The sequence below is a fragment of the Methanobacterium paludis genome (assembly GCF_000214725.1).
Lineage (GTDB): Archaea > Methanobacteriota > Methanobacteria > Methanobacteriales > Methanobacteriaceae > Methanobacterium_C > Methanobacterium_C paludis.
In genome coordinates, this window is record NC_015574.1 from 799,023 (window position 1) to 810,000 (window position 10,978).

The 10,978-nt window shown below is 34.8% G+C and carries 11 protein-coding genes; 7 read left to right on the forward strand and 4 right to left on the reverse strand.

Annotated elements, in window-relative coordinates:
- Window positions 1-119: 119 nt before the first annotated feature.
- From MSWAN_RS03680 to MSWAN_RS03700, 5 genes are all read left to right on the forward strand, one after another.
- Complete coding sequence (locus MSWAN_RS03680) at window positions 120-683, forward strand: phosphatase PAP2 family protein (protein WP_013825270.1); 564 nt, start codon at window positions 120-122, stop codon at window positions 681-683.
- A 10-nt stretch (window positions 684-693) separates the two neighbouring features.
- Window positions 694-1,284: a coiled-coil domain-containing protein gene (locus tag MSWAN_RS03685; protein WP_013825271.1), complete on the forward strand. Its 591-nt coding sequence runs from the start codon at window positions 694-696 to the stop codon at window positions 1,282-1,284.
- 314 nt (window positions 1,285-1,598) lie between these two features.
- Window positions 1,599-3,242, forward strand: a complete 1,644-nt coding sequence (gene thsA, locus MSWAN_RS03690; RefSeq protein ID WP_013825272.1) for a thermosome subunit alpha — start codon at window positions 1,599-1,601, stop codon at window positions 3,240-3,242.
- A 585-nt stretch (window positions 3,243-3,827) separates the two neighbouring features.
- Window positions 3,828-5,729: an acetate--CoA ligase gene (gene acs / locus MSWAN_RS03695; RefSeq protein WP_013825273.1), complete on the forward strand. Its 1,902-nt coding sequence runs from the start codon at window positions 3,828-3,830 to the stop codon at window positions 5,727-5,729.
- 44 nt (window positions 5,730-5,773) lie between these two features.
- Window positions 5,774-6,376, forward strand: coding sequence for an acetate uptake transporter (locus MSWAN_RS03700; RefSeq protein ID WP_013825274.1), 603 nt, complete (start codon window positions 5,774-5,776; stop codon window positions 6,374-6,376).
- A gap of 159 nt (window positions 6,377-6,535) precedes the next feature.
- Here the strand turns inward: MSWAN_RS03700 and MSWAN_RS13015 are convergent, their stop codons facing one another.
- From MSWAN_RS13015 to MSWAN_RS03710, 3 genes are all read right to left on the reverse strand, one after another.
- On the reverse strand, window positions 6,536-6,631 hold the full coding sequence (locus tag MSWAN_RS13015; protein WP_227717006.1) for a tautomerase family protein: 96 nt from the start codon (window positions 6,629-6,631) through the stop codon (window positions 6,536-6,538).
- A gap of 162 nt (window positions 6,632-6,793) precedes the next feature.
- Window positions 6,794-6,892 (reverse strand): tautomerase family protein, encoded by a 99-nt coding sequence (locus MSWAN_RS13020; protein ID WP_013825275.1) that lies wholly within the window; start codon window positions 6,890-6,892, stop codon window positions 6,794-6,796.
- 178 nt (window positions 6,893-7,070) lie between these two features.
- Window positions 7,071-7,466 carry a tautomerase family protein gene (locus tag MSWAN_RS03710; RefSeq protein ID WP_013825276.1) on the reverse strand — a complete coding sequence of 132 codons (396 nt, stop codon included), beginning with the start codon at window positions 7,464-7,466 and terminating at the stop codon, window positions 7,071-7,073.
- 273 nt (window positions 7,467-7,739) lie between these two features.
- Between MSWAN_RS03710 and MSWAN_RS03715 the strand changes: the two genes are divergently transcribed.
- A complete protein-coding gene (locus MSWAN_RS03715) occupies window positions 7,740-8,063 on the forward strand; it encodes a hypothetical protein (protein WP_013825277.1) in 324 nt (107 codons plus the stop codon).
- Window positions 8,064-8,375: 312 nt separating this feature from the next.
- On the opposite strand, the gene MSWAN_RS03720 is transcribed toward MSWAN_RS03715, so the two are convergent.
- Window positions 8,376-8,816, reverse strand: a complete 441-nt coding sequence (locus MSWAN_RS03720) for a MarR family winged helix-turn-helix transcriptional regulator (protein WP_013825278.1) — start codon at window positions 8,814-8,816, stop codon at window positions 8,376-8,378.
- Between the two features lie 128 nt (window positions 8,817-8,944).
- Between MSWAN_RS03720 and MSWAN_RS03725 the strand changes: the two genes are divergently transcribed.
- Complete coding sequence (locus MSWAN_RS03725) at window positions 8,945-10,201, forward strand: MFS transporter (protein ID WP_013825279.1); 1,257 nt, start codon at window positions 8,945-8,947, stop codon at window positions 10,199-10,201.
- Window positions 10,202-10,978: the final 777 nt, after the last annotated feature.

Genomic DNA, 10,978 nt, shown 5'->3' on the forward strand with positions numbered 1-10,978 from the left:
GGATTTAATTGAAATTAGAGGATATTTTAAATTTCCTCTTTCATAGAATTATACGTGATGGCAACAAACTGATAACATAAGTATGGGGTTATCTGTTGATACATTAGGAAGAGACTGAAATGTTAGAAAATTTAATAGGCACGTTGAATCAGGTAGACACCAATTTGTTTTACATGATCAATTTGAACCTGCAAAATTCAGTTTTTAACTTCTTAATGCCAATTATAACAAATGCAGGCACTGATGCATTCTGGTTGATTATTTTTGCTTTGATTTTTGTGTTTGGGGGTGAAAAAGGTAGAAATGTGGCGGTAATTGGCATAATTGCCCTTTTGCTTGGTTACGGAATAACTGAACTGTTGAAATATGAAATTGCAAGGCCTCGGCCGTTCACTGTTTTAAGCAACGTTCATCTATTGGTTAACATGGGAGAGTATTCATTCCCATCGGGCCATGCAGTCGCATCCTTCACAGGTTGCATAATACTTGGCAAAAAGTATGGATACTTGTATCCTCTGCTATTTTTTGCATGTATAATCGCATTTTCAAGGGTTTATATCGGTGTGCACTACCCCTTTGATGTTGCAGCTGGTGCGGTAATTGGTGTGATTTGTTCGCTTTTAGTACTTCATTTTGAGGTTGATATCCTAAAACTTAAGAATAGGTTTGTCCATAAATCATAGTGTGATACGAATGCCGTTATTGAAGGATACAGAGAGAGAACAGTTGAGGCAACTTGTGAAGGCATGCCTACTTGAAATTAGCAAGCTGAAGATCGAGCTTAAAAAATGTCAAAATGAGTCATTGAAGTCCAGAACCACAGAAAGCATTCAATTCAAAGCAGTTAAAGACGAAGTTCAAAATCAACTCTCCAAAAAGAATGAAGAGATAAAACAACTTGAAACTAGGTTGGATGAAAAAAATAAGAAATTAGATCAGCTTAAATCTATTGTGGATGAAAAAAATGAGGAAATAAATCAGCTTAAATCTATTGTGGATGAAAAAAGTGCTGTTATAAAAGAGCTTGAGAACATCAAGACTTATTTCAAGGCTCTTACAGAAAAACCAAAAAAAGATCTCACCTCATTCCAGTCTCAAATATACCAGATCCTTCCTGAAGGTGAGGAAACTGAAAATAATCTTTATTCCCATATAAATGAAATAGGGTTCACGGAACTATCACGTGAAAACTTCGCACATGCTTTGAGGAACCTTGAAAGAAAGGGATACTTTGAATCCAAGCATAACAATGGCGAAAATATGTGGAAAAAGATAGATAAATGAAATATTCCATACTTTTTTAATCATATTCTTCTAATTTTAATCTATAAATAGAGTAAGACGTTACTTAGAGCTAAAATTTAATTTAAATCATTTTATTTTTTGAATTTAATTTGGATCATTTTCATTTTTTCAAATTAACACTTTAAAATAGATTTTTATCAAAAAACAAATATTTTACCTAGAAAATGTATTTTCTTAAGTGCATTAATTCTTAACACATCAACTCTCCCATTAATCTGCTGAAAATAATCTATCACAAACTATTTATAGAACCTCTAACCCACTAATAGAATATAAAGAAAGAGGTGATTATTGTGGCACAGTACGGTGGCAGTGGTCAACAGGGCCAGCCAATATTAATATTACCTGAAGGTACTAACAGGCTTTTAGGAAGAGATGCTCAGAGAATGAACATAATGGCAGGTAAGGTACTTGCAGAGACAGTCAGAACAACATTAGGTCCAAAAGGAATGGACAAGATGCTTGTGGACGGTCTTGGGGACATTGTTGTAACAAACGACGGTGTAACCATACTTAAAGAGATGGACATTGAACATCCTGCAGCAAAAATGCTTGTAGAAGTTGCTAAAACTCAGGAAGATGAAGTGGGAGACGGAACAACCACAGCAGTTATTATCGCAGGGGAACTCCTCAAAAAAGCAGAAGGATTACTTGACCAGGACATACACCCAACAGTAATTGCAATGGGATACAGGCAGGCAGCTGAAAAAGCACAGGAAATCTTAAACGTTATATCAATTGACGCAGACGACCGGGACACTCTCCTGAAAGTTGCAATGACAGCAATGACAGGAAAAGGAACAGAAAAAGCAAGAGAACCATTAGCAGAACTTGTTGTCGGTGCAGTTAAACAGGTAGAAGAAAACGGCGACATAGACAAAGACCACATAAAACTCGAGAAAAAAGACGGTGCAAGCATAGACGAATCCACTTTAGTTCACGGTGTAATCATAGACAAAGAAAGAGTACACCCTGGAATGCCTAAAAAAATCGAAGATGCAAATATCGCACTTTTAAACAGCGCAATAGAAGTTAAAGAAACAGAAGTTGACGCAGAAATAAGGATAACAGACCCAGCACAGATGCAGGCTTTCATAGAACAGGAAGAACAGATGATAAGGGACATGGTCAACAAGATCGAAGACGCAGGCGCAAATGTTCTCTTCTGTCAGAAAGGAATAGATGACCTTGCTCAGCACTACCTTTCAAAAGCAGGAATCATGGCAGTCCGTAGGGTTAAAAAATCCGACATGGAAAAACTCGCAAGGGCAACCGGTGCAAAAGTCGTAACCAACATTGAAGACCTCACCTACGATGATCTTGGAGAAGCAGGATCCGTTGCAGAGAAAAAAATATCCAACGAAGACATGATCTTCGTAGAAGAATGCAAAGACCCAAAATCAGTCACACTACTCATTAGGGGTTCAACTTCCCATGTTGTTGATGAAATAGAAAGGGCAGTTGAAGATGCAATAGGTGTTGTAGCAGCCACAGTGGAAGACGGTAAAGTTGTAGCAGGTGGAGGCGCAGCAGAAATTGCATTAGCTAAAGGATTAAAAGACTACGCTGACACAATAAGTGGAAGGGAACAGCTTGCTGTAGCTGCATTTGCAGAAGCACTTGAAGTGGTTCCAAAAACACTCGCAGAAAACGCTGGACTCGACAGCATAGACTCACTTGTGGACCTACGCTCTGCACATGAAAAATCCCTTTACATGGGACTCGACGTCTTCAAAGGTGAAGTACGTGACATGTACAAAGCTGGAGTAATCGAACCACACCGGGTTAAAAAACAAGCTATACAGTCCGCAGCTGAAGCAGCTGAGATGATCTTAAGGATCGACGATGTTATAGCATCCACTGGTGCAGGAAAAGAGCCTGACATGGGTGGAATGGAAGGAATGGGCGGAATGGGCGGAATGCCTCCAATGATGTAATCTGAATAGATTACATTGTTTTATTCCCATTTTTTTAAAGTAAAATTCCGGAAACTACTTCAATTTTTATTTTTTTAATTTAATTTTTTTGTTTTTTACAGATTCAATAGTTTAATCAGTTTAGAACTGTATTACCCTCAATTAGTCCTTTTTTTATTAATTAAAGATATTATATCCTATAAAAACTTTTTTTCAAAATACGTTTAAAAATGTATTTCTACATTTGAATGACGATTAATTATTTATTACTCATAAATTAACTAACCTAAGCTTGATCAGATATTAAATGAGTAACTGGACATAAAAAAAAGTGTTTTATTGAATATTTATGAATTTATATCCTAAACAATAGTTTACAATTTTTGAAAGGATTGAAAAATTTCATACTGTAAACATTCATAATTAGTAATATTAGTTCTCACATAATACTTATTATAATAAGTTACAGCAAAATTTATATCTAAAATTATCATGATTAATCACGATTTATAATGATTAATAATAAAAAAATATAAATATTAAAATGAACTTAGTTACCATACGGAAAAATTGTTTAAACGTGATTTAAAAATGGTGGGGAAAGAAATGGAACGCGATACATCCGTTCTTCTAGACGAAAAACGGATCTTCACTCCGGATACGGAGACATTAGAAAGAGCCAATGTGAAAGATTGGGAAGCTGAAATTGAAAAAGGAAAAGATTTCAAGAAATATTGGGCTGAAAAAGCTGAGCAGTTCCATTGGTTTAAAAAATGGGACACAGTCCTTGATGACAGCAACAAACCCTTTTACAAATGGTTTGAAGGCGGCAAGATCAACCTGGCCTACAACGCCGTGGACAGATGGATAAAAACTGAAAAAAGAAACCAGGTTGCAATTCTTTACGTTAACGAACGTGGGCATGAAAGAAAAATGACATACTACGAACTTTATCGTAGAGTAAACCAGTTTGCAAATGGTTTAAAGAACATGGGTGTCAAAAAGGGAGACAAAGTTTCAATGTACCTTCCAATGTGCCCTGAGCTTATTGTATCAATGCTTGCGTGTACCAAGATCGGAGCAGTTCACAGTGTTGTTTACTCAGGACTCAGTGTTGGAGCTTTTGTTGAAAGAATGAATGATGCAAGGGCCAAAATCCTTATCACCGCAGATGGAACCTTCAGAAGAGGAAAGATCATAGATCTGAAAAAAATCTCAGACGAAGCCATGCTCCAGTGTCCTACTATAGAAACTGTAATTGTGGTAAAGCATACGGGCATCCCTATAGAAATGTCAGATTTAAGTGGAAAAGAAATATTCTACGAAAGGTTTATGGATGAAGAGCCAGCAGAATGTGAACCTGAACCAATGGACTCAGAGGATCCTCTTTTCATACTGTACACATCAGGAAGTACAGGAAAACCTAAAGGAGTGTTACACACAACTGCAGGTTACATGGTCGGGGTTGCAACAACAACCAACGACATATTTGACATACACAACGACGACCTCTGGTGGTGTACGGGTGATGTAGGATGGATTACAGGCCACAGCTATGCAATCTATGGTCCGTTACTTCTAGGTACAACTACTCTGATCTATGAAGGCGCACCCGACTACCCTGACCCTGGAGCATGGTGGAGAATAATAGAAAAGTATGGGGTTACAAAATTTTACACAGCCCCAACAGCAATCAGACATTTAATGAGATTTGGAAGTAGTTATACTCGTGATTATGATCTTTCATCTCTCAAAGTACTTGGAACAGTTGGTGAACCAATAAATCCTGAGGCCTGGATGTGGTTTTACAAGAACGTTGGAAAGGAAAAAGCACCGATAATGGACACATGGTGGCAGACGGAGACGGGAATGCATTTGATAGCGCCGTTACCTGCAGCGCCATTGAAACCAGGTTCAGTAACAAGACCATTCCCTGGAATTGATGCAGATGTTGTTGATGAAGACGGTAACCCAGTACCTGTTGGAAAAGGAGGATATCTTGTAATAAAGAATCCATGGCCTGCAATGTTCCGTACTTTGTATGAAGATGAACAAAGGTACCTTGATGTTTATTGGAACCAGATACCTGGAGTTTACAAAGCAGGAGATATGGCAAGGAAGGATGAAAACGGATACTTCTGGATCCAGGGAAGATCGGATGATGTCCTGAAGATAGCAGGTCATAGGATAGGTACTGCGGAGGTTGAATCGGCTTTTGTAAGCCATCCTGCAGTTGCAGAAGCTGCAGTAATTGGAAAATCAGACCCAATCAAAGGACAGGTCATAAAAGCATTCCTCATACTTAAAGAGAACTATGTACTTAAAACAAAGCTCATAGGAGATTTAAAACAACATGTACGTTATGAACTTGGACCTGTCGCGGTTCTTGGGGAAATAGTACAGGTTGAGAGTCTTCCTAAAACCAGAAGCGGTAAGATCATGAGAAGAGTTTTAAAGGCAAAAGAGGCAGGGGAAGATATTGGTGATACATCAACACTTGAAGAGTAATTGAATCGGGAAAATGAATCTTAAATAAATTTAGGAGTATAAAAATGGTTGAAAATCAGAATAAGATCACTTTGAAGGATACAACCGCAAACCCCGCACCTCTAGGACTTCTGGGATTTGGACTTACCACAGTCCTTTTGAACTTCCACAACGCAGGATTTTATCCCATGAGCAGTATGATACTGTCAATGGGATTTGCCTACGGTGGAATAGCCCAAATAATTGCAAGCGTGATGGAATACAAAAAAGGTAACACATTTGGAATGGTTGCATTCGGATCATACGGTCTCTTCTGGTGGTCACTGGTGTTCCTCCTGATGGTTCCAAGCATGACGTTTTTCAGCACTGCGGCCAAATCACCTGTTCAAGCAGCTGATCCCGCATCTCTTGCAGCGTATTTCTTCATGTGGGGAATTTTCACCCTTGGAATGTTTGTTGGAACACTGAAAAAAGGAAGAGGACTTCAGGTGGTATTCATAACCCTGGCAGTTTTGTTCTTCTTACTTACCGCAGGTGAAATCACTGGAATCAAAACTATAACTTTGATAGCGGGATATGAGGGTATATTCACAGGTTTAAGTGCTGTGTATGTTGGATTGGCCGAAGTTATAAATGAAGAATACGGTAGAAGAGTTCTGCCAGTATGATAACGGTTGCTTAGGTTGTATACCGCCTCCTAAAATATATATTTGCAACCAGACGTGTGATCCTGAGGCCAAGCTTCAGGATCACTTAATCTTATTTTAAAAATAAATCATGATTTGAAACTAAGTTCACGTTTTTAAAGCTTTGAGTTTAACTCGAGTTTAATCAATGCTCCAATTGTCTTTTGGTGGCTCTAAAAATACTATAGTGATATCCGAACTTCCAATACCCGGGTTTTGAGCGAGATTCTCAATGATCGATTTGAAACCTCTTTTTTCACCTCAGAAGATCTTCCTTTAAACATTTTTATCTCAATTACAGTTGCATTTTCTGTTTTGTCCAGCGGGTATTCAAAATGATCTGCATCAAGCTCGTAAAGACTTTGATAAAGATCGTTGATAAAGATCGTATTCTGTAATTCATAATTTCTGAACTAGTGCCTTGTGAACTCCATTTATAATAACTTTTTTGTATTCCTCTGATTTCCCTTGGATTATCTCTATTTTAGCAATTGGCATTAAATCACCTTATTTTTTTAAGATCTATTCCTTATTTACTTGGTTGTTAATTGTTTATTTCTTATTAAGTTTTAGAATAAATGATTTAGCTCAAAAATTAAAGTTTAAAGTTTTTCAATAGATTTCAATAGAACTGAAAATGGAAGAAATAGGAGAAGGAGAAAATAAGGAATAACCTTTAAACATCTATTTTAAATCCAAAATCTACTTCACTTCCAGGTTTGCCACCACGAACACCCCAATTTTCCAGAGGTGGTTCAAGGAGAATGATCGTAATGTCACTGCTAGTTATACCCGGATTTTCAGCCAGATTTTTAACTATTGCCGTGTAAAGTTCTTTTTTAGCTTTTAAAGATCTTCCCTTTAAAATTGTGGCCTCTATGAGTGTTACGTTATCTGTTCTGTTTGGTGGATATTCTAAGTTATCCTCTGAAAGTTCATAGATTCTTTGGAATCTGTCGTCTTCAGGTATTCCAAAAGCTTCAACCAAAGCGTTATGAACTCCATTTAATATTGCTTTTTTATATTCTTCTGATTTTCCTTTCAGGATTTCTATTTTTACGAGTGGACACATTTTCTTAACCTCTAGGTGCTTTTTTACTCATATTATCATACTTTTAACCTATTTTTTATTTCTTTCTTGGATATTATTACGTTTGTGAATTATATTTGATTCAAGAGCAAATTTTGAAGGTTTAATTCAATCTTATACATTCACTATAAAATAATTGTTTACTTTAAGGTAAACAGGGAAAGTAAATTCCTTTAAAATTTTTTTAGATATAAAACTTTCTACACATTCGAAGACTTTCAAAGCACTAATGGTAATGACTTTGGTGATGAAGTTATGTCTGTTATTAGTTTAACAAATAAAACGGATCTTACTATTGATTATTTAATTTTATGTTTGGAAGAACTAAATATTCCCTTTTGGAGATTTAACACCGAAGATTACCTATTTAAGTACTATATTTCAAATTGTCTAATGGTTCAATTCACAAATATAAATTATTTTAATGGGATACTTTATAATATTGAGGATATAATTGGTGTTTTTCTTAAAAATGTATTGAAACCTGATTCAAATACAGAAATACCAGTTAAAAGAAGAAGATTTGTTAAAAGAGAACAAATTGGGACCATTAAATCTTTATGGGGTGGGTTTGGATAGAAAAAAGGCTTGGGTTTCCATTAAAAGATTTTATAATAAAATATTTGGGTTTATATCGTGAAAAATCGTCCTAAAGAAATAAAATGTAGACTCAACTGATGAAGATGTTTTGATCTCTTAATCTTATTAATGAATTATTGAAAAACGAGGGTAAAGGAGGAGAAAGCCTAATTTGACATATGTATGTTCCAATATACTTTTTCTTAGTTCTTTGAAATATTCAAAATATCCTTAAAATGGATTATGGGTAATAATATCAGTGTTAACTTATGAATACTTTGAATCTTCTTATTCAATGGAGACATTGGTTCATTATGGAATTTTATTAATGTTTTTATTTACTCTTAATAATATATTTTTAAATGATTCTATTTCCTCATCTGAAAAATTTTGTAACAGTTTTTTAGTCATTTTCAGGCCTTCTTTATCCATGTCTTCCATTAATTTCTTACATCTAAAAGTTAATTCAATTAAAACTTGTCTACGATCTTTTTCTCCCACAGTTCTCTTTACCAATCCCTTTTCTAATAATCTATCGACAGTTCTTGTGGGAGTACTTGTTGCAACACCCAACGTTTTCGCGATTTGTTTCATGGTTTTAGGTTCATCAGTTCCTATTGCATAAATTGTATTTGCCTCAGTTATAGTTAAATTTTCATAAAGTTTTAATATGTTCTCTTTGTTTGTTTTCATAAGTTTATCGCCTATTTCATCTAAAAGAACCATTATTAATTCTATATCATTGTCATTCATAATTAATCATTTCTAGTTTTTATGGTATAAATATTCCAATAACTATATATTATGCCTATCAAATAGTTTGCTATACGTAATATTTGTTATACGTAATATTTATTATATGGAATATTGAAGGATAGATTATGGAAATTGATAAAACAATTAAATCAAAAATTAAATTAAGTTTGTTCTTGCTCCTCCAAGGGCAATTTGTATCTGTAATTGGAGATACTATCTATGAAATTGCTCTTGGATTTTGGGTACTTATCTTAACAGGTTCTCCAGCTCTTATGGGAATATTAATGGCTACGTCTATAATTCCAGCAATTATATTATCCCCTTTTGCAGGAGTAGTGGTTGATAGATATAATAGAAAAAAACTAATGATTATAATGGACATGATCAGGGGAGCAACTATTATTTTAGTGGCTGTAGTCGCATTATTAGGAAATTTAGAAGTATGGATGGTTTTTGTTGCAGGGATTATTTTAGGGATATGTGGAGCATTTTTTAGTCCTGCTGTAAACTCAGTCCTGCCTCAAATGGTTCCTAAAGATAAATTACAAAATGCTAATTCCATTTTTGGAATGGCATATACTGGTGCAGACATTCTTGGAAATTCAATTGGAAGTATCCTTTTTAATCTTATAGGTGCTCCATTAATGTTTCTAATTAATGGATTGTCTTTTATTATATCTGGAACTTCCATAAGCTTTGCAAAGATACCCAAAAATAGGGAATCAAAGATAACCTCAGAGAATTTTATAAAAGATATTAAGGAATCTTTTTCATTTATAAAAAATTTGAAAGGTCTCTTCTATATTTTGCTCATATTTTCAATTTCCAGTTTCCTTGAGCATATAGCAATTGTGCTTTTGATTCCACTCTTCCAGTTCACTCCGGGACTTGGGGCAGCAAAATATGGATTTGTAATAGCTAGTTTTAGTTTAGGGATGTTTATAAGCATGATATTATTATCAACTATAAATGTGCCTTCTTCTAGGAAATCATGGATGATGCTTGTTGCAGTCATGTTATCTAACCTGTGCCTCATAGCATTTGCTTTAACCACAGAATTCTATTTAATGGTTATTCTATTGTTTATTTCGGGTATTTCAGAATCTGTGGTGTATGTATTTGTCTTTTCATCGATCCAATCCATAGTGCCTGAAGAAATGATGGGTAAAGTGATGGCATTAGTAAATACATTAGTAATGGCACTCACACCATTTTCTATGATAATAGGAGGTCTTCTTGCCCAACTCATCTCAATCAAAACAATATTTATGGTATGTTTCACAGCAAGCCTGTTTGTTTTTATTAGTTTATTTTCAATGTCTTCAGTTCGTAAATTCATTAATTTCGATCCTGAGAATCAACATATTGAAGATTTATATTGAATGTAATCCTAGACCGATCGTATGCTTTGGAAGGTAAACAGGACTATTTAATTCCGGAATAAAGAATGATATCATTGGAGGGTATTAAATTAATGATTTTATCTAAATTTTTCAAGATTGAAATAGAACCTCCAAATAATCACCTAGAAAAAAATTATCCTTTCCCAATAAAACTTAAAGATCTTGACATGAATGTGATATAATTAAACGAAATCTATTTGCACTCTTACTTATAACTTGTATGATATTGTCCAGTGCAGGTAATATATATGCTGTGTCTCCAAGTAGCCGGCATGTTAATCACGTTGATTTTTAATTATCTTTTAATCCATTTTATCTTACAAAATATAATAAAATATTATTGAGCGCAGAGTTTTCAGACAACTTCCATTCAACAACTAAAAATTCAAAAAAATAAAAAAAGAGTAACCAGATTAGGATTTTTAATTATCTTATCTGATTATCAGTAATTTCCCATGGAAAATGGCATAATAAATGTGTTCACGTTTATTCCACCCATACCAATTGTGTTGTTTATCTGAAGTTTAACTGCTTTGTCGTTGTAACCTTTAGTTTGTATGTCTAAAATATTGGTGCTGTTTTGTAAGACATCAAATCCATTGGGTTCAAAGTTACTTCCGCCGAGATCAGTTATTCCTGTTATTTTAAGACCGATGTTGTTTGAGGTTTGAATGTTATTGTTACACCACCTAACTGTACGTTGGTCGAGATCGAACCGTTGGTTGTGATGTTCGGGTTAAAAGCTTGGATCATAAA